We start from the raw sequence: 25,677 nt of genomic DNA on the forward strand, positions 1-25,677 counted from the left end.
GTCAACCCGCCGTGGGCAGCTCGCAGGTGCCCAGCTCATCGAGCCTCAACGCCTCCTTGGTCAGGCGTTCAAGCTCGGTGTGCTCCGCCTTTTCCTGCTCATCCTGGATCTGCCCCATCTGGCTGCGATAATCGGCGTCGCCCAGGGTCTCTCTCTGCGCCCATACGGCCTCTATGCGCTCGCCAAAAGGCTGGTTCAAGGTATCGAACGAACCGCCATGGGTCCGTCGCAGATAGCTGCGCCAAAACGGCAGTTTCACCATATAGCTCAGCAGTAGCGGGGAAAGCTCAGCCGCCCTCAATTGCACTTCAGCCATCTCCAGCATGTGCTCGGTCACCCCGCCCAGGCTGGCATAGCGCATATGCCGCGGTTGCCCGGGCAAATGGAAGCGCTCCACCAACCCCGTGCGATAAGCCAGGCTGACCTCCAGTGGGTCGAGCATCGGATGCTCGGCGCTGTGCCGGCGGGCCATCTGTTCCAGACGGTCCAGGCGAAACAATCCACGGGCCAGTCTCAAGAGTGGCTTGGCCGTGACCTGCCCACCCTCCACCCGCTGCGAAGCCTCGTGAATTTCCACCAGCACTTCCAGGTTACTGAAACTCTCGGCGGCGGCATCGTCACAGTTCAAAGGCGTGGCCGCCCGTTCAAAGATCTCTTCGCGCAGCCGGGTATCCGCTGCCGCCGCGTCCAGTACCCGCCAGACCCGACGGCCCATGTCCTCCTGCACGTGAGTGGTATCGGCAGCTCCGCCCAGGCCGGCCAGGAGCTTGAACAGCGCATCGGAACCGGGTTCATCCTTGAGCCCCACCCAGGTCTCGATCCTCTCGGGGTAGCGGGCCACTCGCCCATCTCCCAGCCATAGATCCCGGGCCGCCTGTTCATTGAGCCTGGCGATGTCGTCTTCCACAAAGCCCATGCCCACGCCAATGGCGTCCCGGTAGTTGTTCAACCGCAGGCGGCTGGGGGCATCCAGTGGGTTGTGCCGCAAGTTGATGATTTCGGTGTTGCGCCGTGGCGCGGCGAACAACCAGGCGGGCAAGGTGGCGATGTCATTTTCCCGCAGGTCCAGTTGCTCCAGGTAGGGGATGCGCATAAAACCGCTCGGCAGGCTTTTAAGCCGGCAGTTACGCAAGACCAGGCTACGCAGTTCAAACATCTTGCCCACCACCGGCGGGTCGACCAGGGGGTTGTTGCTCAGGTCCAGGGTGATCAGGTTTTTCAGGTCGCCGAGTTTGGTCCGGGTGTATTCGGTCAGTTGCAGTTGGTTATTGGCCAGGTACAACCGGTGTAACTGCTTCATCTGCTGCAGCACTTCCGGCAGCCGCGTCACCCGGTTATCCGTCAGTTCCAGGGTCTTGAGCCCCTTGAAGTGCTTGAGGAAGTAGCCAACATCATCGTTGAGCCCCATGTTACGCAATGACAACTGCTGGATATGCCCGAACTGGACTCCCGGCGGGAGGGTCGGCAATGCCCCGAGGGCCATACCGTCAAGGGAAAGGCTCGGCACTTTCTGCTGGGACTCGTCCGGCAGCAGCGAGGCATATTGCCAACTGCGCTCAATGGCCTGGACGGCCTGGTGGCGTGCCAGGCGGTGATCCTGCACGGTAACCTCCGACGGCGCCTGCGCCACCTTCTCCCTGGCCCACACCTTCAGCGCCCGATGCAGGGCTTCATACTGCTGCTCAAGCACCCGGATGGCTTTGGCACGCGACAATTGATCGCTCCCCAGGTCCTGCAAAAAGATCGCGATGCGCTGGTCATCAAACAGGGGGTAGAGTTTGCGCACCTTGCGCACCAGGCCTGCCGGCTGGGATGGCGAATCCACGGGCATGCCTTGCACGCACGCCACGCCAGGCTCCTCGGGCACCGGCCGTTCCGGCCATAGATAGCGGGCAATCCGGCGGCGCTCATCCTGGGCCTTGCCAATCAAGGCATTGCGCAACTGGCTGGCCCTGTCGCTCCCGGGCAGGCGCAACGCGTCGAGCTGGGCGCCAGACAAACAGTCGAGCAGTGCCTCATAGAACCCTTGCGGCCCATCGGCCATCGCCCCCAGTGGCTCGCCCTGCCCATCGTAGGCGCGAAACCCCTGGGCCGACTGCACCACCGTGCGGGTCGTGGCAGCCTTTGCCTTGCCCACGTGGGCGAGGACGCTGCCTCTCAAGCTCTCACGGCGCACCTGCAACAACAGGTCTTCGGGCCAGCCCGGAACCCGCCGCAGCAATCCAGTCGCCACGCGCCGAGTGGCTTCGGTGGCCAGCTCCGGCAAGTACAGACCGCTCAGGGCCTCGTCTTCATCCAACCGTTGCAGGGCCTCGCGCGCCCATTGAGCGATCCGCAAAGGCACCCGCCCGCTATGGCGCAAACGCAAACGCTCGGCGGTGGAGGCTTGGCTCATGACTTCCCAGGCAACCCCCAGGGGCAATTGTGGATAGCGATGCTTGAGCACGCCGTGATCGCTCTGGTCGGTGAAGTCGGCATCCGCACGCAGCCGTTCATACACCGCCTGGTGAGTGTTCTTGAGTGAGGCCAAAAGGCGCCGCGCCAGCACCGCTTGCGCCTCCTCGGCCGCAAAGGTGCCCCCCAGCAGGCGCGCGGTCTCCTGCGGGTCGAGGGCAGTCAGCAGGGTGGACATGACCTGCCCGTCCCTCATCTGGCGCGTGGTGATGTGGATGCTCAAGTCTTCGTAGTCAAAGGGGGCAGTGTCGGGATGACGCTCAAGCAAATAGCCCTCTTCGTCCAGCAGTTCAAAAAAACGCCCCTTGGGCCAGCCTTCCATCAGCGGCAGGGCCAACATCTGCACATACGCGGTCAACACGTTGAGCGGTGCCTGGTGCGTCATTTGCCAGATCAGATCGCGAACCCCCTGGTTCTGCTTGAAACACAGGGCACGTTCGCGCAACCGCTCCGGCAGTGGCAGGTTTTGCCTGGCCAATTGCTGCAGGCGGGGCAAGGTCGTGTCGGTGATGGCGGCGATATCCCGCAGATGCCCGGCCGGGAAGGCGTTGAGGCTGGGGTCCAGCCGGCCCAGCACATAGTCAGGGTTCTGCCACTCTTGCGGGCGCTCGAACAAGAACTGCCAGCCACCCTGATAGTTGTGGGTCACGGGCGGTCGATACGCGGCATCACGCTGCGGATGCCGGGCCCGCCAGCGGCCGGTGGACGCATCAAAGACTATCGAATAGATCGAACCGTCGATCTTGACATAGGACTGGCCATTGGCCTGGTAGACGCCACGGGGACTGGCAACGATCCCCTCGAGCGAGACGCTGTGGCGATACGGCTCGCTACGGCTACGCCATAGGCGCGTGGTTTTGTCCGGCATGCGCACGGCTTCCAGGCGGCCATAAAAACCCGAGGCCGGCGGCGTGCTTCTCCACAGCCGGCCCACCACTTTGGTACCCGCCGCGAACAACGCCATGGCGGCGAGGCTTTCGGCGATGTTCGCCAGGTGCCTTAGGGCCCCCAGCCGGTCCTGGTGTGTCCAGTCATCCACCCCGTCGAACACTTCCCCAAGAAGCTGCCCCACCGCCACGCCCATCATCAGTTGCCCCAGTACCGGCACCACTAACGCGGCGACGTTGAGCACCGTCAAGCCAGCGTCCAGGTAGTCCTGGATGCGTTGCTGGCGTGCCTCGTCATCGGCCTGGGCGTTGGGAACCGCCAACACACGGGCATCGAGCTGGATTTTCCCGACACAGGCATTAAAAAAGAACGTCGAGAAGTTGCCCGTCACCGCTAGCGACTCCACGCGCACCAGAAGATTGTATTTCTCAAAACGCTCGAAAAAACCGAAACGCTCGGACTCATCCAGGTAGCCCATGAAGAAGGTTCGATACGTACTCACATGGAGCTTGAGGCCAAGGTAGAGCTTGAAATGCTCCTGTGACTCATAGCGATACCACGGGCGTACGGGCTCATTGGGCATGTACACCACGATCGGGCCGCTGGCGAATCCCTCGGCGGAGGCGCTGGAAAACACCAGCACGCCCCACAGGCAAGCCCCATCGATCTTCAGGCCTTGCCAGGTCAGCGGTTGGCCGTTGAACCACAATGGCTGGGGGTCGCTGGCGGGCATATCCGCCCGGACCAGGCCGAGCAACAACGTATAGGTCGGTTGATCGATATCGCCCTTGGCATGGGCCATATGCAAGTCCAGCAGCATATCCAGGCACCGGGTATGGCCGACCTCCTTCACCACAGGGCTATAGCCGTGCTCCAGGTCCGCCAGTTTGAACACTTCGCGCACATGGGCTTGATAGGCCGCCCCCAGGTTCAGCTCGCGGCAGTAGCCGATAAAGGCCTGGGCGCTGATATCCCGGGCAATCCTGCGCTGGGCGCCCACCCGCACCACGGCATTGATCGGTATGCCTGCCGGCTCGGCCCCCGACTGGGAAAAGTTCTGCATGGCCGCCTGCAGCAGGCTGTGCTTCTCCAGGACCACCGTTTCGATCAGCATGCCGCCAAGGTCCGGGTTGACACCGCTGAAACTGCGCCTGGGGAGCTCCAGCGAGTCGTGCTCAATATCCAGGTGGGCATAGCCCTGGGCGACCAGAAAGGCCTTGAGCCGTTCGCGACAAAACCGGTCGAGGGGGATCAAACGGCTCAACAGCCGTTGCAGGGTTTCCCGGGGGGCCTCGCTGTCGGCATACGCCTGCTCAATGGCCTGGAGCACCTGGGAGTCAGCTTTGATCAACCAGGCCGGCAGGGTGTCATGCAACACCTGCGCCTTGTCCAGATCGCCGGTGATACTCAGCAGCCCCTTCATCACATCATCCTGAGCCACAGGCGCGAGTACCTGGCTCAAATCAGCGGTTTGCGTCATTCGCAACGTTCCTTAATCGCGTTGAACAATGCCGCCACACACTAAACCCACCCGCCCTTCAGAAGGGTTCAAATAGCTGCAGGTTTGCCCAGGGCAATGCCCCACTCTTTGCATATGATCTTGAGCTAATTACCGCCCTTTTCCCCCGCGCCGCACCGGCCGCAGGGTCTGTCGCGAAGGGGGGCGGCTGTTTGCCATATAACGTATTGATCTAAAACTCCCTGCGCAGCCCTGGGGTCAGTCCCTGGGTACCCGCCGTTTTGGCGCGTGCCTTTTTACCCCTCCCCAACGGAAAAACCGGTAAGGAATTTATGTGCGGATTAGCTGGAGAATTGCGTTTCAATCATCAACCTGCCGACCTGGCAGCGGTGGAACGAATCACCCATCACCTGGCGCCACGCGGACCTGACGCGTGGGGCTTCCACGCCCAGGGGCCAATTGCCCTGGGCCATCGACGCCTGAAAATCATGGACCTGTCGGACGGCTCGGCCCAACCGATGGTCGACGCCCAACTGGGCCTGTCCCTGGCCTTCAACGGCGCGATCTACAACTTCCCGGAACTGCGCAGCGAGCTTGAAGCCCTGGGCTACGCCTTCTATTCGGACGGCGACACCGAGGTGCTGCTCAAGGGCTATCACGCCTGGGGCGAAGCCTTGCTGCCCAAGCTCAACGGCATGTTTGCCCTGGCCATCTGGGAGCGCGACAGCCAGCGCCTGTTCATCGCCCGCGACCGCCTGGGCGTCAAGCCGTTGTACCTGTCGCGCACCGGCCAGCGCCTGCGCTTTGCCTCAGCGTTGCCGGCGCTGCTCAAGGGCGGCGATATCAGCCCGCGGCTCGACCCGGTGGCGCTCAATCACTACCTGAATTTCCACGCCGTGGTGCCGGCCCCGCGCACCCTGCTGTCGGGCATCGAAAAACTGCCGCCGGCCACCTGGATGCGTATCGACGCCGATGGCAACACCGAGCAGAAAACCTGGTGGACCCTGCCCTACGGCCCTCATGACGATGAAAAACACCTGACCCTGCAAGACTGGACCGACCGCGTGCTCGACAGCACCCGCCAGGCCGTGGCCATTCGCCAACGCGCGGCGGTGGAGGTGGGCGTGCTGCTGTCCGGCGGTGTGGATTCGAGCCTGCTGGTGGGCTTGTTGCGTGAAGTCGGCGTGCAGGATCTGGCGACCTTCTCCATCGGCTTTGAAGATGCCGGCGGCGAGCGTGGCGATGAGTTCCAGTACTCCGACCTGATCGCCCGGCATTACGGCACCCAGCACCATCAACTGCGCATCGCTGAAAGCGAGATCATCGAGCAACTGCCGGCCGCCTTCCGCGCCATGAGCGAGCCGATGGTCAGCCATGACTGCATTGCCTTCTACCTGCTATCGCGGGAAGTGGCCAAGCATTGCAAGGTGGTGCAAAGCGGCCAGGGCGCCGATGAGCTGTTCGCCGGTTACCACTGGTATGCGCAGGTGGACGGCGCCAGCGACCCTTACGCGGCTTACCGCGAGGCCTTTTTCGACCGCAGCTACGACGATTATGCGGCGACCGTCACCCCGCAATGGCTGACCGCCCATGACGCGGCCGGCGACTTTGTGCGCGAACATTTCGCCCAACCTGGCGCCGAGGCCGCAGTGGATAAGGCCCTGCGCCTGGACAGCACGGTGATGCTGGTGGACGACCCGGTCAAGCGTGTGGATAACATGACCATGGCCTGGGGCCTGGAGGCGCGTACGCCATTCCTCGACTACCGCCTGGTGGAGTTGTCGGCGCGGGTGCCGGGCCAATTCAAGCTGCCGGACGGCGGTAAGCAGGTGCTCAAGGAGGCCGCGCGCCGGGTGATCCCCAGCGCGGTGATCGACCGCAAGAAAGGCTACTTCCCGGTGCCCGGGCTCAAGCACTTGCAGGGCGATACCCTGAACTGGGTGCGCGACCTGCTGCTGGACCCAAGCCAAAATCGGGGCCTGTTCAACCCGGCGATGCTCGACCGCCTGCTCACTGACCCCCAGGGGCAACTGACGCCGCTGCGCGGCTCCAAACTGTGGCAACTGGCAGCGTTGAACCTATGGCTCAGCGAACAAGGAATCTGATTGATGAAACCTCACGCCACGACCTACAGCCAACGCCTGCTGCGCGGCCAGGCGCCGTCCTACGAGCGCCTGCAAGCGCGCCTGGCCGAAGACGGCAGCGAACCCAGCACGCAACCGATTGCCGTGCATTGTGGGTGGGGCCGGCTGTTGATTGGCCATACCTTCCCCGACCCGGCGAGCCTGGCCCTGGAGTTGCTCAACGAGCAGCCCGCAGAGCGCGACATCGCACTGTATGTGGCCGCGCCCCAGCAGATCCTCGGGATTGATCCACAACAGTTGTTCCTCGACCCCTCCGACACCTTGCGCCTGTGGTTCACCGACTACCGCCCGGCGACCCGGGTATTTCGCGGCTTTCGCATTCGCCGGGTGCAGAACGCAGCCGACTGGCAGGCGGTCAATCGCCTGTACCAGGGGCGCGGCATGTTGCCGGTGGATGCCAGCCTGTTGACCCCGCGCCACCAGGGCGGCCCGGTGTACTGGCTGGCCGAGGATGAAGACAGCGGCGCGGTGATCGGCAGCGTCATGGGCCTCAATCACCAGAAGGCCTTCCATGACCCGGAACACGGCAGCAGCCTCTGGTGCCTGGCCGTAGACCCGCAATGCTCGCGGCCGGGCGTCGGCGAAGTGCTGGTGCGCCACCTGATCGAGCACTTTATGAGCCGTGGCCTGAGTTACCTGGACCTGTCGGTATTGCATGACAATTGCCAAGCGAAAAGCCTCTACGCCAAGCTCGGCTTCCGTCCCCTCACCACCTTTGCCATCAAGCGCAAGAACGGCATCAACCAGCCGCTGTTCCTTGGGCCGGGGCCGCAGGCGGGGTTTAATCCCTATGCGCGGATCATTGTCGAAGAAGCGCACCGGCGCGGGATTGATGTGCAGGTGGACGATGCCGCCGCCGGGTTGTTCACCCTCAGCCATGGGGGGCGCCGGGTGCGTTGTCGCGAGTCGTTGAGCGACCTGACCAGCGCCATCAGCATGACCCTGTGCCAGGATAAAAGCCTGACCCACAAGGTCTTGAGCGCCGCCGGTTTGAAATTGCCGTCGCAACAATTGGCGGCCAGCGCCGACGACAACCTGGCGTTTCTCGACGAGCACCAGCGCATTGTGGTCAAGCCGCTGGACGGCGAGCAAGGTCAAGGCGTGGCCGTGGACCTGCGCACCCTCGAAGAGGTGCAAGGCGCTATTGAAGCGGCGCGTCGGTTCGACGCACGGGTGTTGCTGGAGAGCTTCCACGAGGGCCTGGACCTGCGCATCCTGGTGATCGGCTTTGACGTGGTGGCCGCCGCGATCCGGCGCCCGGCGCAGGTGATCGGTGATGGCAAACACAGCGTCGGCGCCTTGATCGAGGCGCAAAGCCGCCGACGCCAGGCGGCCACCGATGGCGAAAGCCGGATCCCCCTGGACGACGAAACCCTGCGCACCTTAAAGGCAGCGAGTTACGACTACGACAGCATCCTGCCTGCGGGCGAAGTGCTGGCGGTGCGGCGTACCGCCAACCTGCACACCGGGGGTTGCCTGGAGGATGTCACGGCGATCCTGCACCCAACGCTGGTGGATGCAGCGGTGCGGGCGGCACGGGCCCTGGACATTCCCATGGTGGGCCTGGACCTGATGGTGCCGGCCGCCGACCAACCGGAGTACGTATTTATCGAAGCCAATGAGCGCGCAGGATTGGCCAACCATGAACCGCAGCCCACGGCGGAACGCTTTGTGGATTTGTTGTTTCCCCACAGCCAAACCACGGCTTGAGACATGAGCTGTCTGGACGGGCCTCATCGCGGGCAAGCCCGCTCCCACATGTTGATGTGTGAACACATTTAAAGGTGGGAGCTGGCTTGCCTGCGATGAGGCCGGCCCGGCCAACAAATACCCCAGCCCCTCAATGATCGTTCCCACGCTCCGCGTGGGAATGCAGCCAGTGACGCTTCGCGTCACCAGAGCGGACGCGGAGCGTCCCTTGAGGCATTCCCACGCGAAGCGTGGGAACGATCATGCGGCCCTCAACTCATCAGGAGTTTCCATGACCCAACCCCTCCCCGAACCGGATCTCAACTACCTGCAGAAAGTACTGCTGGAAATGCTCGCCATCCCCAGCCCCACCGGGTTTACCGACACCATCGTGCGCTACGTCGCCGAGCGCCTGGAAGAACTGGGCATCCCCTTTGAGATGACCCGGCGCGGCACGATCCGCGCCACCCTCAAGGGCCAGCAAAACAGCCCGGACCGCGCGGTTTGCGCGCACCTGGACACCATCGGCGCCGCCGTGCGGGCGATCAAGGACAATGGCCGCCTGAGCCTGGCCCCGGTGGGCTGCTGGTCCAGCCGTTTTGCCGAGGGCAGCCGCGTGAGCCTGTTCACCGACCATGGCGTGATCCGTGGCAGCGTCCTGCCACTGATGGCCTCCGGGCACGCGTTCAACACCGCCGTGGATGAACTGCCAATCAGTTGGGACCATATCGAACTGCGCCTGGATGCCTACTGCGCCACCCGCGCCGATTGCGATTCCCTGGGGATCAGCGTCGGTGACTTCGTGGCCTTCGACCCGCTACCGGAATTCACCGAAAGCGGCCATATCAGTGCCCGCCACCTGGATGACAAGGCCGGGGTCGCCGCCCTGCTGGCGGCGCTCAAGGCCATCGTCGACAGTGGCGAACCCCTACTGATCGACTGTCACCCGCTGTTCACCATCACCGAAGAAACCGGCAGTGGCGCAGCCGCAGCACTGCCCTGGGATGTCAGCGAATTCGTCGGCATCGACATTGCCCCGGTCGCTCCCGGCCAGCACTCCAGCGAACATGCCGTCAGCGTGGCGATGCAGGATTCCGGCGGCCCCTACGACTATCACCTGTCGCGGCACTTGCTGCGCCTGGCGGCGGATCACGACCTGCCGGTACGGCGTGACCTGTTTCGCTATTACTTCAGCGATGCCCATTCGGCCGTCACCGCCGGCCACGATATCCGCACCGCGCTGCTGGCCTTCGGTTGCGATGCGACCCACGGTTACGAGCGCACCCATATCGACAGCCTCGCGGCCTTGAGCCGCCTGCTGGGCGCCTACATCCTCAGCCCGCCGGTGTTTGCCAGCGATGCGCAACCGGCCCAGGGCTCCCTGGACCGCTTCAGCCATCAACTGGAGCACGACACGCAAATGGAGAGCGATACCCGTGTGCCTTCGGTGGACAGCCTGGTGGGGCACAAACCCTGAGGCTGGCAACTATGATCCCGGCACAGTAGGATCGCCGGGATCCACCATTTGAGGCTTGTATGCTGATTCCCTACGATGCACTTGAAGTCGACACCCTGACCCGCCTCATCGAGGACTTCGTGACCCGCGACGGCACCGACAATGGCGACGACACCCCCCTGGAAACCCGCGTACTGCGTGTGCGCCAGGCGTTGACCAAGGGCCAGGCGCTGATCGTTTTCGACCCCGAGAGTGAACAGTGCCAACTGATGCTCAAGCACGATGTGCCCAAGCACCTGTTCGACTAAGGGTTGGCCACGGGCACCGACTGGCCCTGCCGGTTGCGGTTTTTTTCGTAGATCTCCGCCCGGTGCACATTGACCTCTGCCGGGGCTTGCACGCCGAGTTTCACCTGGAGGTTGTTGACCTCCAGGATCCGCAGGGTGATGTGATCGCCGATGGAAATGATTTCGTCTACTGCGCGGCTAAGTACCAGCATGGTGTTTGTCCTTTGGAAGTGACTGGACATCGACCTTGCTCCCGAGCCTACGATCCATCAATAAGCCGCCAGACAAACAGATAAGCCCTACAGGTAAGGGTTAGTTTTACTGACAGACGAATATCAAATAGAGCAGTAGGACCGATCAGCTTTAAACATATCGTTTATCTCTCAACCTTTGACCGACTGGGCCTTGGCGCGCATTTTTTCCGACATGCTGGTCATCTCGTCATACAGCAACTGCGGGTTTTTCTGCTTCAGGGCCCAGGCCATTCGCCCCTGTTCGTGAGGCAGAATCATGAACTCACCGACGGCCACACGCTGGTAGATGTACTCGGCAATGTCTGCCGCACTGATCGGCGAGCTTTCCAACAGCTTGCCGACCTGGGCCTTCATCGCCGGGGTCGGGCCGCGGAACGAGTCCAGCAGGTTGGTCTGGAAAAACGACGGGCACACCACATGCACCCCGATCTCCTGCTGCTTGAGTTCCACCAGCAGGCTTTCCGAGAGCGCCACCACACCCGCCTTGGCCACGTTGTAGTTGCTCATGGCCGGGCCTTGCATCAGGGCCGCCATGGAAGCGATGTTGATGATGCGGCCCTGGCTTTTTTCCAGCAGCGGCAGGAAGGCCTTGCAGCCCTTGACCACGCCCATCAGGTTGATTGCGATCTGCCAGTCCCAGTCTTCCAGGGACAGTTCGCCAAAGAACCCACCCGAGGCGACCCCGGCGTTGTTGACGATCACATCGATGCCGCCCAGCTTGACCTCGCAGGCCTGGGCCAAGGCCGTGAGCTGGCTGTAGTCGCGCACGTCACAGCGCTGGATAAACCCGTCGCCACCGGCCTGGCGCACCTGGGCGAGGGTTTCCTGCAAGCCCGGTTCGCTGACGTCCGACAAGGCCAGTTGCCAGCCTTCACGGGCCCAGCGCAGCGCGATTTCGCGACCCAGGCCGGATCCGGCGCCAGTGATCATCATGCAATTTTGCATAGGAAGTAGCCTTGTGGTTCAGGGAAGAAGTACGCGCCAGTGTAGCGAAGGTCATTCACCGGCCCATGCACCATCAAGTTGCTGAATGCCCGGGGCAAACCAAAAGCCCGGTCGGATCTCGGCGCGTGGGGCAAGTTCAATTTTTTTAAACTAAGTGCGAGGCCGTACAACAATTAAAAAGGAAATAAGCCAGCAACCAAATTACATTAAAAAAACAGGGAATTTTCTGCAAAACGCAGGAGTCGGATTGATTAAGGCGGCCGTTTTAGATGACCGGTTTAATCATCAAGTCTTTTACAAGACGCATAAGGAAATCCCACTATGAGCCTCATTCTCATCATTGTCCTGATCCTCCTGCTGGTCGGCGGCCTGCCAGTGTTCCCGCATTCGCGCAACTGGGGTTATGGGCCATCGGGTATTCTCGGCACGGTGCTGGTGGTGCTGTTGATTCTGTTGTTGCTGGGCAAGATATAAAGTTATCGTTCCTACAAAAAGCAGGAAAAAAGATGCAAAAAAAAGAGGCCTTGAAAAGGCCTCTTTTTTATTGCCTGGCGATTAGTCCGGCTTGCCGTCTACCACGCCTGCGGTGTTATCCAGCAGGCTCTTGGTGGCGGTTTGCAGGAACGACTCAAGTTTCTGCTTGAGTTGTGCCTCATCCGTCGACTCCGGGATCACCTTGCCGCTAGGATTGGCGCCCAGTTCGTATTGCCACAGTTTGGGTGGCATTTCCTTGGGCAGTACCAGCACGCGGTCAGCGGTGAGCAAGGCCACGGTCTGGTCGCTGCCCGAGGGCTTGATCACGCCAAAGCCCTTGTCGCCTTCCGGCAAGTTGAGCAGGTCGCGGCCCCAGCACTGGTGGCGGGTTTCACCGCCCAGGCGGCCCATGATGGTCGGCACGATATCGATCTGCGTGCCCACGGTGTGGTCACGCACGCCAAACTTGTCCTGCACGCCCGGAGCGATAAGCAGCAGCGGCACGTTGAAGCGGCCCAGGTCCATTTCGGTGATCTGTTGCTCGTTGCCAAAGCCATGGTCGCCGACGACCACAAACAGGGTGTCCTTGAAGTACGGCTCCTTGCGGGCCTTCTCGAAGAACTGGCCCAGGGCCCAGTCGGAGTAGCGCATGGCCGTCAAATGCTCGTTGAGGCGACCACGGTCAGTGACCGGCTCGACCGGCAACGGCGTCGGCAAGGCGTACGGCGTGTGGTTGGACAGGGTCTGCAACAGGGCGTAGAACGGCTTGCCGCCTTCGCGGGCCTTCAGCTCCTGCAGGCCACGGTTGAACATGTCCTGGTCGGACACGCCCCAGGTCGGATCGGAGAACACCGGGTCAACGAAGTCATTGCGGCCAATGAAGTTGGTCATACCCTGGTTGCTGAAGAAGCCCGACTGGTTGTCCCAGGCGAAGTCGCCGTTATAGACATACACGTCGTCGAAATCACGGGCACTGAGCAATTGCGGCAAGCCCGACAGCTTGTGGCTGCCTTCCGGGGTCTGCATCAGGTATTCAAAGCCTGGCAGGTTCGGGAAGCAGGCCATGGTGGCGAACATGCCCTGATGGGTATGGGTGCCGTTGGAGAAGAAACGGTCGAACAGCAGGCCTTCCTTGGTCAGCTCGTCGAAGTACGGCGTGATCTTGCCGCCACTGCCCAGGGCGCCCACCGAGTGACCGGCGAAGCTTTCCATCAGGATCACCACGACGTTCTTGATCGCCAGGGTCTTCTCGGCCGGTGGCGTGAAGTCACGGCGCACGGCGGCGGTGTCGGCATCCACCAGTTTTTCGTCCGGCATCACCAACATGTCACGCACGGTCTGGGTGGCCAGCGGCTGCTCCAGGGTGGCTTTCCAGACGTTCTCGCGGTGCTCGGAGAACCGCGCCTTGGCCGCCCCGACCAGCGACAACGTACCGTTGAGGCCCAGGTGGTTGGCAAAGTTCGAGTCGGTGGTGTACACGTCACCCCAGCGCAGCGGCGGGCCCTGGCGCAGGGTGCCACGCGCGGCGACCACGGCGATCAGCAGGCACACCACGAACACCGCGATGCGGCTGTACCACGGCGCGACCTGGCGGGTGCCCACCGTGCCACCGCTGAACGGGCCACGGGGGCGTGTTGCACGGTCGGCGCCCTTGAAGGCGATGCTCAGGATAAACGTGCCGACGGCCCAGCCCAGCAGGTAGCGCACCACCGGGAAACCGTACCAGAGCATGCTCATCACGGTTTTCGGGTCTTCCTTGACGTACTGGAAGACCAGGCCGTTGAGGCGCTGGTGGAACTCACGGTAGAAGTCCATTTCCATCAGGCCCAGGAACAGCGCGATGCTGGAGACCACGGTCAGCCACAGCCGGAAGAACCCACGGGCGGCCATGGCGCGCACGCTGAACAGGGCCAGGATCAGCGGGATGCTCAGGTACACCACCAGGCGCAAGTCCATGCGCAGGCCATTGGCGAACGCTTCAAGGAAGGTCGAGGCCGGGGTGTCGAGCATCATGTCGCTGTTGTACACCAACAGTCCCAGGCGCAGCAGAGAGAGCATCACCATCATGACCAGCGCGCATAGCAGCGTGTAGGCCAGGTGGGACTTGACGGTCGGTTGCAGCAGGCGATTAGAAGCTCGCTGCTGATTCAGGGCGTCCGGGTTTGCCATGTTGTTTGAGGACCCATTGGAAGTTTAAGTGGCGAAATAATGCAGCGGCGTCCTGCCCCAACCAATAAAGGCACAGGGTCCAGGGTATTACGCGGTGGGCAGATGGTGCCCGATCAACGCCGGCAACGCTATTGATTACTCATTGCGCAGGGCTCCTGGCGGCGCAGACGGGCCGTGGCAGGAAAATAAAGCGGGGAGAATTGTCTTGGATGAAGTGTGAAAATTTTGTGCAGCGAATATCTCGACACACAAATCTACAGGACACAGCGTAATTAAATGTGGGAGCGGGCTCCCACATTATTTGAGTGTGCCCCATGAGGGTCAGATCCGCACATTCCCCCGTGGCCCGGCAATGGCCCAGATAATCAGGCCCAGCACTGGAAGGAACAGGATCAACAGGATCCACAACACTTTGGCCCCGGTGCTGGCGCCGCTTTTGAACACGTTGATAATCGCCCAGATATCCAGCGCCAGGATGATCAGCCCGATCAGGCCATTAAATGTGGAACCCATGGTGTCGCTCCTAAGTGAGGGTTTGCCTGTTTAGGATAGCCAGCCCTGACCAGGGTTCCGTTTTATTTCACACGTGCAGCGCAATACGCAGGGCTTCCAGGGACGGCTCGCCCTTGATCCCGGTTTCGGCACACAATTCCAGCACCCGTGGCACGTCGTTGCCATACACCAACACCGCCTGGATCTCGTCATCGAGCAACTGGCTGAAGTTCATCAGGGTGTAGCCGCCGTTTTCCGGGTTCATGGCGCCGAGCTGGATCTGGATACGATTGAGCGCCGTCAGCGCCTCGGTCTTGGCCAGTTGCTTGGGCTTGAGGTTGAACTCGACGCCCGGACCAAAGGACGCGACGATCTGGGCGAACAGGTCCTGGTAGGTATCGGCCTGGAACAGCACGGTTTCCGGCAGGCTGCCAACCACTATCCACTCGCCCAGGGGGATGGGGAAGCTGTCGTCGTAGTTGATATCGGGGTTGGCCGCCAGGAACCCATCGGCATCGGCGTAGGCCTGGGTGGCCTCGTCGGCGATCTGCACGATCTCGGCGTCGCCCAGGCAACCGGAACTGATTTTAGTGATGAGTTCGACGAGCGCGGTGTTCATGGGCAATCCTGTAGCGAGGCTGATTTTGAGGGCGCAAAGCCTACACCAGTTTTAGCAGCTGCGCCGTCGTATCCGCAGCGCCCATGGTCTGGGCCGCCACCAGGGCCGTCACACCCTGGGCATCCGTGGCCTTGGGGTTGGCCCCCACGCTGATCAGGTACTCGACCATCTCGGTGCGGTTGAACATCGCGGCCATCATCAGCGCCGTGCGGCCATCGGCTGAGGCGCCGTCAACCGGGGTGCCCCCTTCAATCAACGCCTTGACCACCTCAAGGCTGCCCTTGAACGCCGCGCCGGCCATCGGCAATTGGTGCTTGTCGTTGGCCATCTGTGGGTCTGCCTTGAACTCCAGCAGCACTTTCACCGCCTCGGCGTGCCCGTGATAGGCGGCCAGCATCAACAAGGTATCGCCGTTGTGATTACGCAGATTGACCGGCAAGCCCTTGGCCAGCAACGCGGCCAGCATGGCGGCATCGCCTCGGCGGGCGACGTCGAAGACCTGCTCGGCAAATTCGGCGGCTTCTTCTTCGGTCATTTTTTTGGCTTGATCTGACATCTGCGGCTCCCTGTGGGTGTGGCGTAAGGCCGTTAGTTTCCCGAGCGGCGCTACGCCTGTCACCCCTTTTTTGCCGAACGCCACGATAGTCAGGCGCTATCACAGACCCTCAGTAGCGATACTTTCCACCCTGGATATCCGCCAGCACCTGCCCGGTCACCGGCACATAGGCGTCAGTGCCCGGCAACCAGGCATACAGGGGATCATCACCGACCCGGGCCGGGTCGAACGCCTCTTCCTTGAGCCGCATCTTCTGGTACTTGAAAGTGCCGGTGGTTTCCATCTTCACCTTGATCCGCAGGAACAACGGCACTGCATAGGCGGGCATCTGGCTCTGGGCGAACTGCAGCAATGCCTGCATATCCAGGCTGGCCAGGGATTCGGACGGAGTAATCGCCGCCATCCCGGCCCGGCCATTGGTGTTGGCGATTTCCACGCCGTAGGCCACCGCCTCGGTGATCTGCGGGTGCTGCATAAAGATGTTTTCCACTTCGGTGGTGGAGACGTTCTCGCCCTTCCAACGATAGGTGTCGCCCAGGCGATCGACGAACTGCGCATGGCCAAAGCCGATACTGCGCAACAGATCGCCGGTATTGAAATAACGATCGCCCTTTTCAAACACGTCGCTCAAGACCACCTTGCGGTTCTTTTCCGGGTCGGTGTAGCCATCGAACGGTGCCTTGTCGTCGATCCTGGCCAGCAGCAGGCCCTGGCCGCCCTTCGCCACCTCACGCATAAAACCATTGCTGCCACGGATCGGCTCACAGGTGTCGTGGGCGTAGTCGACCAGCGCCCAGTGCATCAGGGAAAAGCCGATGGTGTTGTCGAAATTCAGCACGTTGGTGAAGCCGATATTACCGTCGCTGGCGGCGTACAGCTCGCAGATATGCTCGACGCCAAAACGCTCCTTGAACGGGCCCCACACCCCGGGACGCAAGCCGTTGCCGATCATCTTCACCACCCGGTTGTCGCGGTCGCGCGGGCTGGGGGGCTGGTCGATCAGGTAGCGGCACAGCTCGCCGACGTAACCCAGGGTGGTCGCGTTGAACTTGCGCACATCGTCCCAGAACTGGCTGGCGCTGAACTTGCGGCGGATGGCAAACCCCGACGCGCCGGCAATCGCCGAGCCCCAGCACACACACAACCCGGTGGCGTGGTACAGCGGCAGCGTGCAATAGACGACGTCGTCCGGGCCCATGTCCAGAGCGATGGTGCCAAAGCTGGCCGAGGACTTCATCCAGCGCCCATGCTTGAAGATGCCGGCCTTGGGCAAACCGGTGGTGCCGGAGGTGTAGATATAGAAACACGGGTCGTTGAAGTAGATCTGCTGGCTGCTGGCCGGGTTGTCCGTCGAACTCTGCGCGCTGGCGGCCATCAGGTCGATATAGCCCCGGGGCACCGGAGTCACCTGTTGATCGGCGACATACCAGGTGCGCAGCGGCTCAATCGCCACCTGCTCACGCACCGCGTCGTAGGCCTCGACCAGTTCGGCGCCGACCACAATCGCCACCGGGTTGACCAGGGTCAGGCTATGCACCAGCACCGCCTGGGTCTGCGCGGTGTTGAGCATGGCGCAGATGCCGCCGACCTTGGCCACCGCCAGTACCGCCAGCAACAGCTCGGGACGGTTTTCAATAAACAGTGCGACCACATCGCCCTTGCCAATACCTTGGGCCTGCAGATGATGGGCGATGCGGTTGGCGTGCTGGTTGGCCTGGCGGTAACTGAGCACCTGGTCGCCGTACAGCAGCGCGGCGCCCTCGGGGTTGCGTTGGGTGGCCTGCTCGAAGGTCCAGCCCAGCCCGCACGGCTGGTCGGGGTCAGTGATATTGGCAACGCGGATACCGCGCACCAGGCGTGGCAGAGCCCTGACAATGGTCGGCACCTTACGCAACATCATGCCGAGGGTAATCATCTCGCTGTTCGGATTGCTCATGCACAAAAGTCCTTTTTCTTATTATTCGTATGATCCGTGGGCCTTCGTACGGTGTAGGACCGTTCCTGAATGCCTTGCAGGAAAATACGCCAGCCATTCCTTGGCTGTACACGCAGGATTTGCAATGTTTTGTATCCCGCCGTCAGTACCGTTGGTCAGCGCCCGATAGCGCAAAATGCAGGATGCACGATGGCCATTCATGCATATTGCACGAAACCGAAAAATTCTATTTTTTATAAGTTATTGATTTATAAATGATTTATACAAATCACAATACTGGCACAATCACTGCACCTATCACTCCATGCCGCACAACACGAGCCAATGGAGCCAATAGACATGAGCCTGATCCAAGACAAGTTTGCTTCTGTATTCTCCAACTACGACGTCACCACCCAACCGCGCCCTGACGGTGGGATCCTGCTGACCCTGCGCAACACCGAGGGCAAGCAGATCAAGCGCTCGATTTCGTACCAGCAACTGCACACTGCCGACCAACTGACCTGGGTCATCAGCGCCATCCGCCGCGACCTGGCAGAACAAGCCAGTGACTTGCCGCAGATCTCGATGCTGCAAAGCCAGAACCGTTTTGCCCTGCCGACCTACCACTCGGCATAAGTAGCGCTGTGTTTTCCAGGGTCGTGACGCCGTTGTGCCTCACGGCCCTTTTTTAATTGCACAACCCACGCTTGATCGCCTCGCTGACGGCCTGGACCCGGTTATTGACGTGCAACTTGCAATAGATATTGCGCAAATGAAACTTCACCGTGGCCTGTGAGACACATCGGATCCGGCTGATTTCCCACACGGTCTTGCCCTCCGTGGCCCAGCGCAGTATTTCCAACTCCTTGGCCGTCAGCGGCTTATCCTGCAACGCCAGCTGTTCACAGGCCGCGTTTGCCGCAGGCTCCACGGATGGGGTCGGCTCCTCTGGGCTGCTCATGCATACCTCTCCCTCTCTTATTGATTTGCACCGCCAATATTCGGACTCCTCCTATTGACAGACGAACTTACACAGTGAGGGGAGAGTTACACAAAGCCTGGAATTAACACATCAGCCCATAGACAAATAGCTATAACTTACAAACCATACAGTCCATTCCCACAAACTTATCCAACTTGAGCATATTGAATAAGTTTGCAGATAGTGAATTACCGTCAATCATCCAGCCCGGGGAAACCCTGGGCAAGGTCACTGCCGGTGCGTTGCGCCACGGCCCCGGACACCGTCTGGAACAGGCTGATCGCGACCACCCGCGGTTCTTCCCCCAGGTCAAGCCAGCGCGGCATGCCGGCCGGGATGCGCAACAGGTCATGTTTTTCGCAGAGCAGCGTGTAGACGTAATCGTCGATGTGCAAGCCGAGCAGCCCACGCCCGGCGGCGAACAGGCGGATTTCGTCGGCCTCATGGCGATACTCATCGCGCAGGCTTGCAGCAAGGGCCTCCTGTTGCGGATGTTCGCGGCTCACGCTCAACACTTCCACCTGCGCGTAGCCGTGTGCCGTCATCCAGCTGTCGATGTGCTCCTGGTACGCCGCCGTCACCTCGGCCGCACTGGCGCCGGCTTCGACACGGGTGTTGGCCGACCAGCGCTCGAAGCCCACGCCCTGCTCGGCCAGGGTCGAGGCAATATCGTCAGCGTGGGTCAGGACCTTGTTCGGGGTGTCCGGGGTAGAAACGTGATAAACGCAAAGAATGCTCATAAATAGGGTCCTCGGGCGGTAAGAGTCTGCAGATGATGGGCCGGGCTCATGGCCGTTCCTCGGGCAAGCGCAGCGCCATGATCCACGCGGCGGCCAGGGCTGCGAGGCTGGCAATGCTGAAGGTCAGGGTCGGCCCCAACTGGTTCCAGCTGTACCCGGAATACAAGGCGCCCAGCGCGCCGCCGGTGCCGGCCAGCGCGGCATAAAGGGCCTGGCCCTGGCCTTGCTGGCGCGCCCCGAAGCTGCGTTGCACAAATTGGATGGCCGCCGCATGAAAGCTGCCAAAGGTCGCCGCATGCAGCAATTGGGCAAATAGCAGCACCCACAGGAACTCGGCGAACGAGCCCAGCAACAGCCAGCGCAACGCCGCCAGCAGGAAGCTTGCCACCAGCACCCGGCGCACCGAGAATCGCGAGAGAATCCGGCGCATGGCCATGAACATCAGCACTTCCGCCACCACGCCCAGGGCCCATAGCAGGCCGATCACGCCGCGGCTGTAGCCGAGGTTTTCCAGGTGCAAGGTGAGGAAGGTGTAGTAAGGGCCGTGGCTCATCTGCATCAAGGCAACACAGGCATAAAACGCCAGCACGCCGGGGCTGCGCAGTTGTCGCAGGAAGCCGTCGCCGGCGCCGCGCCCGCCTGTGGCAGCCGGCTGGGCATTGGGCACCCAGAGGCTGGCACCGACGATGCCGGCCATGATCAACACAATCGCCAGCGGGTAGATATCCAGGCTCAGGGCCTCGAACAGCCGTCCCAGGGCGACCACGGCCAGGATGAAACCGATGGAGCCCCACAGGCGGACCTGGCTGTAGCGCGAAGTCTGGCCTTGCAGGTGCGCCAGGGTGATGACCTCGAACTGTGGCAGCACCGCATGCCAGAAGAACGCATGCAGGGCCATCACCAGCGCCAGCCAGGCATAGCTCTGGCTGACAAAGATCAGCGAGAAACTGAGCAGCGTGCACACCGCGCCAAAGCGCACAATGGCCAGGCGCCGCCCGGTGTAGTCCCCCAGCCAGCCCCAGATATTGGGGGCCACGCAACGCATCAGCATCGGGATTGCCACCAACTCGCCAATGCGCGCGCTGGAGAACCCCAGGTGGTGGAAGTACAGCGCCAGGAACGGCGCCGTCGCCCCCAGCAGGGCGAAATAGAACAGATAAAAGCTGGAAAGTCGCCAGTACGGGAGCGCTGTCACGGTCAGACCGTCACAGCTGGCCCAGCACCGGGGTACTCACGCGCACATCGGCATTCTGCCCACGATGGCGCAGCAGGTGGTCCATCAGCACAATGGCCATCATGGCCTCGGCAATCGGCGTGGCGCGGATGCCGACGCACGGGTCATGGCGGCCCTTGGTGATCACGTCCACCGGGTTGCCATGCACATCGATCGAACGCCCCGGCGTGGTGATGCTCGACGTCGGCTTGAGCGCCAGGTGCGCCACAATCGGCTGGCCAGACGAGATACCGCCGAGAATGCCGCCCGCATTGTTGCTGACAAAACCTTCGGGGGTCAGCTCATCGCGGTGCTCGGTGCCGCGCTGGGCCACGCAGGCGAAGCCGGCGCCGATTTCCACGCCCTTGACCGCGTTGATGCTCATCAGCGCGTGGGCCAGTTCGGCGTCCAGGCGGTCGAAGATCGGCTCGCCCAGGCCCGGCATCACCCCTTCGGCGACCACGGTGATTTTCGCGCCCACCGAATCCTGGTCGCGGCGCAACTGGTCCATATAGGCTTCCAGTTCCGGCACCTTGTCCGGGTCGGGGCTGAAGAAGGCGTTGTCTTGCACGCTGTCCCAGGTCTTGAACGGGATTTCGATCGGGCCCAACTGGCTCATGTAGCCACGAACCACGATGCCCTGGGTGGCCAGGTACTTCTTGGCAATGGCCCCGGCGGCCACGCGCATCGCGGTTTCCCGCGCCGAACTGCGGCCACCGCCACGGTAGTCGCGCTCGCCGTATTTATGGTGGTAGGTGTAGTCGGCGTGGGCCGGGCGGAACAGGTCCTTGATCGCCGAGTAGTCCTTGGACTTCTGGTCGGTGTTGCGGATCAACAGGCCGATGGCGCAGCCGGTGGTGCGGCCCTCGAACACGCCGGAGAGGATCTCGACTTCGTCGGGCTCCTGGCGCTGGGTGGTGTGGCGGCTGGTGCCGGGCTTGCGGCGGTCGAGGTCGCGCTGCAGGTCGTCCAGGGACAGCTCAAGGCCGGGCGGGCAGCCGTCGACAATGGCGACCAACGCCGGGCCATGGCTTTCGCCCGCGGTGGTGACAGTGAACAGCTTGCCGTAGGTATTGCCGGACATGCAGAGCGCTCCGTGAAATCAGTTGAATCAACTCAACCGTGATAACTAAGCGCGCCAGTATACGCAGGCTCACCCAGTAGTTCATCCTCGAAACCTTCCCGGTAGACGTTGGTCCAACCGGCACCTTTCTCATGATGGCGCGATGATGCTGCGAGTTTTGCTGTTCACCCTCACCCTGTTCTGTACCGTCGCCCACGCCGCCAGCCCTGTGGTGCTGCAACGGCCCATCAGCCTGGACACTGGCAGCGGCGAGCTGTTTGGCTCGTTATTGCTGCCCCAGTCTGACAAACCGGTGCCCGTGGTGCTGATCATCGCCGGCTCCGGCCCCACCGACCGCAACGGCAACAGTGCCGACGGGGCGCGCAACGACAGCCTCAAGCGCCTGGCCTGGGTGCTGGCCCGGCATAATATTGCCAGCGTGCGCTACGACAAGCGCGGCGTGGCCGCCAGCCTCCAGGCCACGCCCGACGAGCGCAACCTGACGCTGGACGCCTACGTGGCCGACGCCGTGGCCTGGGGCACGTTGCTCAAGGCCGACCCGCGATTCGGGCCCCTGGTGGTACTGGGCCACAGTGAGGGTGCCCTGGTGGCAGCCCTCGCCGCCCCCGAGCTGCGGCCCGCCGGGGTGGTTTCCCTGTCCGGCAGTGCCCGCCCGGTGGACCAGGTGATTCGCCAGCAATTGGCCGATCGCCTGCCGCCTGCCCTGCTGCTGCGCAGCCACCAGATTCTGGATCGACTCAAGGCCGGCCAAGTGGATGCCGATGTGCCAGGCCCGCTGCAGGGGATTTTCCGCCCCAGCGTGCAGCCTTACCTGATCAGCCTGTTTCGTGCCGACCCAGCAGCGGCTTTCGCCCGCCTGACGATGCCGGCCCTGATCATCCAGGGCACCACCGACCTGCAAGTGGGGGTCGCCGATGCCCAGAAACTCAAGCAGGCCAAACCCGAAGCCGAACTGGTGGTGATTCCCGGCATGAACCACGTGATGCGCATCGTGCCCAACGATGTGAAACAACAATTGAGTTCCTACAACGACCCGCAATTGCCCCTCGCCGATGCGCTGGGCCGGCGTCTGGTTGCCTTTATCGACGGACTTCGCCCCCGATAAGCGACTATTTACCCTCCAGTCCTGGATAAAGCGGCCGATAAGCACAGGGTCAACAGCAAAAAGCCTGTCGACTTGCAGAGCTTGGACAGGATCGCACCGAATGACGAACACCGAAGCAGTACCACAACCACCCGCTGAAACCCCCGCCGACACCGAAGCGGCGGCAGCGGCTGCGCTGCCGTGGGCGGAGGTTGGGGCCGAACACTTCAAGATGCTGCGCCTGGCGCCCTTGGCCACCGACCGCGCCACCGGCGCCCGCCCGCTGCGCTTTGTGCAATTTGGCTATGCCGAGCGCAACAACAAGGACCACAGCTTGCTGCGCATGGTCATCCAATTGCCCAGCCAACGGGTGCGGCGTGAACAGAATCACCTGGACGTGTGGGTCGACCACGCCACCCAGCGCGTGCATTTCGGCCCGGGCAACAGCCTGGAAATCGAACCGGCGAACCGAGGCCTGGGGCGTTTCCTGGTGGCCCAGGGCGCCGCGTGGGCGAAAAAGAAGTGGTCGCACTACCGCGTCGACGGCGTGGACCTGGCGAACAAGGACGCGCTGAACGAAGCCACGCGCCTGCGTCGCGACCACTTTTTGCGGATCCAGGGTTTTGATGTGGCCTATGCCGATGTCCAGCATCTGAAGGGGCATGTGCAGCCGGGCAAGGTCAGCGAAGTGCTGGACAGCTGGAACACCGAGAAGGTGCAGTTCGTGGAAATCCTGGAAGCTGCGCAGATGCTGCAACAGGCCGAGCAGAACCTGGTCGAGCAAGAGGTGAAACTGCGCCACGAGGAAGAAAAGGTCATCAAGTTCAAGCGCGAGGACAGCGGCTTGCGCTTCACCATCACCTGCCTGGTGGCGTTTACCGTGTTCCAGGCGGGGTTGTTGATCTGGATTGCGACGCATCGCTGACCACTTGGTTTCACTGAACAAACCATAAACAAATGTGGGAGCTGGCTTGCCTGCTCCCACATGGATCGGGTCAGACCCTGGCGGCAAACACCGCCTGATGCTCCCGGCACTGCTGCGCCGTGAGCATGAACACGCCATGCCCGCCGTTCTGGAACTCCAGCCAGGCAAAATCCACTTCCGGGTACAGCGCTTCAACGTGCACCTGGCTGTTGCCCACCTCGACAATCAGCAAGCCCTTCTCAGTCAGATGATCGCCCGCTTCGGCCAGCATCCGGCGCACCAGGTTCAAGCCGTCGTCACCGCAGGCCAGGCCCAGTTCGGGTTCGTGCTGGTATTCGTCGGGCATGTCGGCAAAGTCTTCGGCATCGACATACGGCGGGTTGGACACAATCAGGTCAAAGCGCTGGCCGGGCAAGCCGTCGAAGCCATCACCCTGCACGGTGTACACGCGCTCGTCGACGCCATGGCGCTCGATGTTCTGGTTGGCCACTTCCAGGGCTTCAAAGGACAAGTCCCCCAGCACCACTTCGGCTTCCTGGAACTCGTAGGCGCAGGCAATGCCGATGCAACCGGAGCCGGTGCACAGGTCGAGGATGCGCGCCGGCGGCTGGGCCAACCAGGGTTCAAAACGGTTTTCGATCAGCTCGCCAATGGGTGAGCGCGGGATCAGCACCCGCTCGTCGACAATAAACGACATGCCGCAGAACCAGGCTTCTTTCAACAGGTAGGCGGTGGGCACGCGCTCGTGGATCCGGCGATGCAGCAGGCGCTGTACATGGGAAATCTCTTCTTCTTCGAGGTTGCAGTCCAGGTAACTGTCGGCAATTTCCCAAGGCAGGTGCAGCGCACCGAGCACCAATTGCCGGGCTTCGTCCCAGGCATTATCGGTACCATGGCCAAAAAACAGGTCTTCCCCATGGAAACGGCTGACAGCCCAACGGATATGGTCGCGCAAGGTGCGCAGGCGGGAAGTGATCACGGGGGCAAGCTCCAGGAAAAAACGACTGGCAATTCTAACAGCCTTAAGCTGTACGGACGATGTATGAAAAACCGCTGCGGTGCGTCAGATTTAACCTTACTCAAGGTTTTTTTGTTACACAGCAGCCCCTCTTGACATGGCTGTAGGCCAACAACGGCGCACCTTACGTTAGTAGCGATTCACAGAACCGCTCAGCCAGAGGACAATGTCGCAAAAGCCCCACTCACAGGAGCCCCAGAATGTCCGTTCCAAAGACGATGTTTCAACTCAGCGGTCGCGGTTACGCACCGGCCAATTTGAGCCACGCGACCCTTGTGATCATCGATGCCCAGAAAGAATACTTGAGCGGCCCGCTTGCCCTGTCGGGCATGGAAGCCGCCGTAGAACATATCAAGCAACTGAGCGCGGCCGCACGCAAGGCCGGGCGGCCGATCGTGCATGTCCGCCACCTGGGCACCGTCGGCGGCCTGTTCGACCCCCAGGGCGAACGCGGCGAGTTCATCCCCGGCCTGGAGCCACACGATGATGAAACCATCATCGGCAAGCTGCTGCCCAGCGCGTTCCACGGCACGCTGCTGGAAAAAACCCTGCAGGACCTGGGCTCCCTGGACTTGATCGTCTGCGGCTTCATGAGCCACTCCAGCGTCAGCACCACCGTGCGCGCGGCGAAGAACCTGGGCTTTCGCTGCACCCTGGTAGAAGACGCCTGCGCCACCCGCGACCTGCCTTACAAAGGCGGCATCCTCAGCGCCGAGCATGTGCAGCAAACAGAAATGGCCATCATGGCCGACAACTTCGCCACCCTCGCCTTGACCCAAGACCTGGTCTGATCGCCCTGCCGATGAGCGGTGTGGCCCCCTCCCTGG

The 25,677-nt window shown here is 62.0% G+C and carries 22 protein-coding genes; 9 read left to right on the top strand and 13 right to left on the bottom strand.

Annotation, left to right across the window (positions count from 1 at the left end):
• Nucleotide 1: 1 nt before the first annotated feature.
• A complete protein-coding gene (locus AC07W7_RS20090) occupies nucleotides 2–4,822 on the bottom strand; it encodes an NEL-type E3 ubiquitin ligase domain-containing protein (RefSeq protein ID WP_495039991.1) in 4,821 nt (1,606 codons plus the stop codon).
• 311 nt (nucleotides 4,823–5,133) lie between these two features.
• On the opposite strand from AC07W7_RS20090, the gene AC07W7_RS20095 reads away from it, so the two are divergent.
• The 4 genes from AC07W7_RS20095 (at nucleotide 5,134) to AC07W7_RS20110 (ending at nucleotide 10,398) form a co-directional block, all read left to right on the top strand.
• Nucleotides 5,134–6,906 carry an N-acetylglutaminylglutamine amidotransferase gene (locus tag AC07W7_RS20095; RefSeq protein ID WP_495039992.1) on the top strand — a complete coding sequence of 591 codons (1,773 nt, stop codon included), beginning with the start codon at nucleotides 5,134–5,136 and terminating at the stop codon, nucleotides 6,904–6,906.
• A gap of 3 nt (nucleotides 6,907–6,909) precedes the next feature.
• Complete coding sequence (gene ngg, locus AC07W7_RS20100) at nucleotides 6,910–8,655, top strand: N-acetylglutaminylglutamine synthetase (protein ID WP_495039993.1); 1,746 nt, start codon at nucleotides 6,910–6,912, stop codon at nucleotides 8,653–8,655.
• A 271-nt stretch (nucleotides 8,656–8,926) separates the two neighbouring features.
• Nucleotides 8,927–10,111, top strand: a complete 1,185-nt coding sequence (locus AC07W7_RS20105) for an osmoprotectant NAGGN system M42 family peptidase (RefSeq protein WP_495039994.1) — start codon at nucleotides 8,927–8,929, stop codon at nucleotides 10,109–10,111.
• 59 nt (nucleotides 10,112–10,170) lie between these two features.
• Nucleotides 10,171–10,398, top strand: coding sequence for a YheU family protein (locus AC07W7_RS20110; protein ID WP_003192759.1), 228 nt, complete (start codon nucleotides 10,171–10,173; stop codon nucleotides 10,396–10,398).
• Here the strand turns inward: AC07W7_RS20110 and csrA are convergent.
• On the bottom strand, nucleotides 10,395–10,589 hold the full coding sequence (csrA, locus tag AC07W7_RS20115) for a carbon storage regulator CsrA (RefSeq protein ID WP_099169150.1): 195 nt from the start codon (nucleotides 10,587–10,589) through the stop codon (nucleotides 10,395–10,397). The genes AC07W7_RS20110 and csrA overlap by 4 nt on opposite strands.
• 171 nt (nucleotides 10,590–10,760) lie before the next feature.
• The gene (locus AC07W7_RS20120) at nucleotides 10,761–11,576 is read right to left on the bottom strand and encodes an SDR family oxidoreductase (protein WP_495039995.1); all 816 of its coding nucleotides are present in this window, start codon (nucleotides 11,574–11,576) and stop codon (nucleotides 10,761–10,763) included.
• A gap of 321 nt (nucleotides 11,577–11,897) precedes the next feature.
• Here AC07W7_RS20120 and AC07W7_RS20125 point away from each other — a divergent pair, with 321 nt between their 5' ends.
• Nucleotides 11,898–12,050, top strand: a complete 153-nt coding sequence (locus AC07W7_RS20125) for a DUF3309 family protein (RefSeq protein WP_032863216.1) — start codon at nucleotides 11,898–11,900, stop codon at nucleotides 12,048–12,050.
• An 81-nt stretch (nucleotides 12,051–12,131) separates the two neighbouring features.
• Here AC07W7_RS20125 and AC07W7_RS20130 read toward each other — a convergent pair whose 3' ends face one another.
• The 5 genes from AC07W7_RS20130 to AC07W7_RS20150 form a co-directional block, all read right to left on the bottom strand.
• Nucleotides 12,132–14,219 (bottom strand): LTA synthase family protein, encoded by a 2,088-nt coding sequence (locus tag AC07W7_RS20130; RefSeq protein WP_495039996.1) that lies wholly within the window; start codon nucleotides 14,217–14,219, stop codon nucleotides 12,132–12,134.
• Nucleotides 14,220–14,540: 321 nt separating this feature from the next.
• On the bottom strand, nucleotides 14,541–14,732 hold the full coding sequence (locus AC07W7_RS20135) for a PLDc N-terminal domain-containing protein (RefSeq protein ID WP_099168702.1): 192 nt from the start codon (nucleotides 14,730–14,732) through the stop codon (nucleotides 14,541–14,543).
• 67 nt (nucleotides 14,733–14,799) lie between these two features.
• Nucleotides 14,800–15,330, bottom strand: a complete 531-nt coding sequence (locus AC07W7_RS20140) for a hypothetical protein (protein ID WP_099168703.1) — start codon at nucleotides 15,328–15,330, stop codon at nucleotides 14,800–14,802.
• 40 nt (nucleotides 15,331–15,370) lie between these two features.
• Nucleotides 15,371–15,886, bottom strand: a complete 516-nt coding sequence (locus tag AC07W7_RS20145) for an ankyrin repeat domain-containing protein (RefSeq protein WP_099168704.1) — start codon at nucleotides 15,884–15,886, stop codon at nucleotides 15,371–15,373.
• A 109-nt stretch (nucleotides 15,887–15,995) separates the two neighbouring features.
• Nucleotides 15,996–17,822, bottom strand: a complete 1,827-nt coding sequence (locus AC07W7_RS20150) for a long-chain-acyl-CoA synthetase (RefSeq protein ID WP_099168705.1) — start codon at nucleotides 17,820–17,822, stop codon at nucleotides 15,996–15,998.
• A gap of 339 nt (nucleotides 17,823–18,161) precedes the next feature.
• On the opposite strand from AC07W7_RS20150, the gene AC07W7_RS20155 reads away from it, so the two are divergent.
• A complete protein-coding gene (locus AC07W7_RS20155; protein ID WP_099168706.1) occupies nucleotides 18,162–18,440 on the top strand; it encodes a DUF3509 domain-containing protein in 279 nt (92 codons plus the stop codon).
• Between the two features lie 52 nt (nucleotides 18,441–18,492).
• Here AC07W7_RS20155 and AC07W7_RS20160 read toward each other — a convergent pair whose 3' ends face one another.
• The 4 genes from AC07W7_RS20160 to aroC all read right to left on the bottom strand — a co-directional run bounded on the left by AC07W7_RS20160 (nucleotide 18,493) and on the right by aroC (nucleotide 21,823).
• A complete protein-coding gene (locus tag AC07W7_RS20160) occupies nucleotides 18,493–18,765 on the bottom strand; it encodes a response regulator transcription factor (protein ID WP_099168707.1) in 273 nt (90 codons plus the stop codon).
• 215 nt (nucleotides 18,766–18,980) lie between these two features.
• The gene (locus AC07W7_RS20165; protein ID WP_495039997.1) at nucleotides 18,981–19,526 is read right to left on the bottom strand and encodes a 1,2-dihydroxy-3-keto-5-methylthiopentene dioxygenase; all 546 of its coding nucleotides are present in this window, start codon (nucleotides 19,524–19,526) and stop codon (nucleotides 18,981–18,983) included.
• Between the two features lie 46 nt (nucleotides 19,527–19,572).
• Entirely contained in the window at nucleotides 19,573–20,721 is a 1,149-nt protein-coding gene (locus AC07W7_RS20170; RefSeq protein ID WP_099168709.1) for an MFS transporter, read from the bottom strand.
• A 10-nt stretch (nucleotides 20,722–20,731) separates the two neighbouring features.
• Entirely contained in the window at nucleotides 20,732–21,823 is a 1,092-nt protein-coding gene (aroC, locus tag AC07W7_RS20175) for a chorismate synthase (protein ID WP_099168710.1), read from the bottom strand.
• A 142-nt stretch (nucleotides 21,824–21,965) separates the two neighbouring features.
• On the opposite strand from aroC, the gene AC07W7_RS20180 reads away from it, so the two are divergent.
• Nucleotides 21,966–22,928, top strand: a complete 963-nt coding sequence (locus AC07W7_RS20180) for an alpha/beta hydrolase (protein ID WP_495039998.1) — start codon at nucleotides 21,966–21,968, stop codon at nucleotides 22,926–22,928.
• A gap of 100 nt (nucleotides 22,929–23,028) precedes the next feature.
• Complete coding sequence (locus AC07W7_RS20185; RefSeq protein ID WP_099168712.1) at nucleotides 23,029–23,832, top strand: hypothetical protein; 804 nt, start codon at nucleotides 23,029–23,031, stop codon at nucleotides 23,830–23,832.
• 70 nt (nucleotides 23,833–23,902) lie between these two features.
• On the opposite strand, the gene prmB is transcribed toward AC07W7_RS20185, so the two are convergent.
• Nucleotides 23,903–24,811, bottom strand: coding sequence for a 50S ribosomal protein L3 N(5)-glutamine methyltransferase (gene prmB / locus AC07W7_RS20190; RefSeq protein WP_169864590.1), 909 nt, complete (start codon nucleotides 24,809–24,811; stop codon nucleotides 23,903–23,905).
• 239 nt (nucleotides 24,812–25,050) lie between these two features.
• On the opposite strand from prmB, the gene AC07W7_RS20195 reads away from it, so the two are divergent.
• Nucleotides 25,051–25,641 carry a cysteine hydrolase family protein gene (locus tag AC07W7_RS20195; RefSeq protein ID WP_099168714.1) on the top strand — a complete coding sequence of 197 codons (591 nt, stop codon included), beginning with the start codon at nucleotides 25,051–25,053 and terminating at the stop codon, nucleotides 25,639–25,641.
• Nucleotides 25,642–25,677 lie beyond the last annotated feature (36 nt).

Source organism: Pseudomonas sp. GW821-FHT01D09 (assembly GCF_059422465.1).

Excerpts from the sequence above, each read along its gene's own strand:
- AC07W7_RS20090 (WP_495039991.1), bottom strand. The coding sequence starts at position 4,822 with ATGACGCAAACCGCTGATTTGAGCCAGGTACTCGCGCCTGTGGCTCAG.
- AC07W7_RS20095 (WP_495039992.1), top strand. The coding sequence starts at position 5,134 with ATGTGCGGATTAGCTGGAGAATTGCGTTTCAATCATCAACCTGCCGAC.
- ngg (WP_495039993.1), top strand. The coding sequence starts at position 6,910 with ATGAAACCTCACGCCACGACCTACAGCCAACGCCTGCTGCGCGGCCAG.
- AC07W7_RS20105 (WP_495039994.1), top strand. The coding sequence starts at position 8,927 with ATGACCCAACCCCTCCCCGAACCGGATCTCAACTACCTGCAGAAAGTA.
- AC07W7_RS20110 (WP_003192759.1), top strand. The coding sequence starts at position 10,171 with ATGCTGATTCCCTACGATGCACTTGAAGTCGACACCCTGACCCGCCTC.
- csrA (WP_099169150.1), bottom strand. The coding sequence starts at position 10,589 with ATGCTGGTACTTAGCCGCGCAGTAGACGAAATCATTTCCATCGGCGAT.
- AC07W7_RS20120 (WP_495039995.1), bottom strand. The coding sequence starts at position 11,576 with ATGCAAAATTGCATGATGATCACTGGCGCCGGATCCGGCCTGGGTCGC.
- AC07W7_RS20125 (WP_032863216.1), top strand. The coding sequence starts at position 11,898 with ATGAGCCTCATTCTCATCATTGTCCTGATCCTCCTGCTGGTCGGCGGC.
- AC07W7_RS20130 (WP_495039996.1), bottom strand. The coding sequence starts at position 14,219 with ATGGCAAACCCGGACGCCCTGAATCAGCAGCGAGCTTCTAATCGCCTG.
- AC07W7_RS20135 (WP_099168702.1), bottom strand. The coding sequence starts at position 14,732 with ATGGGTTCCACATTTAATGGCCTGATCGGGCTGATCATCCTGGCGCTG.
- AC07W7_RS20140 (WP_099168703.1), bottom strand. The coding sequence starts at position 15,330 with ATGAACACCGCGCTCGTCGAACTCATCACTAAAATCAGTTCCGGTTGC.
- AC07W7_RS20145 (WP_099168704.1), bottom strand. The coding sequence starts at position 15,886 with ATGTCAGATCAAGCCAAAAAAATGACCGAAGAAGAAGCCGCCGAATTT.
- AC07W7_RS20150 (WP_099168705.1), bottom strand. The coding sequence starts at position 17,822 with ATGAGCAATCCGAACAGCGAGATGATTACCCTCGGCATGATGTTGCGT.
- AC07W7_RS20155 (WP_099168706.1), top strand. The coding sequence starts at position 18,162 with ATGAGCCTGATCCAAGACAAGTTTGCTTCTGTATTCTCCAACTACGAC.
- AC07W7_RS20160 (WP_099168707.1), bottom strand. The coding sequence starts at position 18,765 with ATGAGCAGCCCAGAGGAGCCGACCCCATCCGTGGAGCCTGCGGCAAAC.
- AC07W7_RS20165 (WP_495039997.1), bottom strand. The coding sequence starts at position 19,526 with ATGAGCATTCTTTGCGTTTATCACGTTTCTACCCCGGACACCCCGAAC.
- aroC (WP_099168710.1), bottom strand. The coding sequence starts at position 21,823 with ATGTCCGGCAATACCTACGGCAAGCTGTTCACTGTCACCACCGCGGGC.
- AC07W7_RS20180 (WP_495039998.1), top strand. The coding sequence starts at position 21,966 with ATGATGCTGCGAGTTTTGCTGTTCACCCTCACCCTGTTCTGTACCGTC.
- AC07W7_RS20185 (WP_099168712.1), top strand. The coding sequence starts at position 23,029 with ATGACGAACACCGAAGCAGTACCACAACCACCCGCTGAAACCCCCGCC.
- AC07W7_RS20195 (WP_099168714.1), top strand. The coding sequence starts at position 25,051 with ATGTCCGTTCCAAAGACGATGTTTCAACTCAGCGGTCGCGGTTACGCA.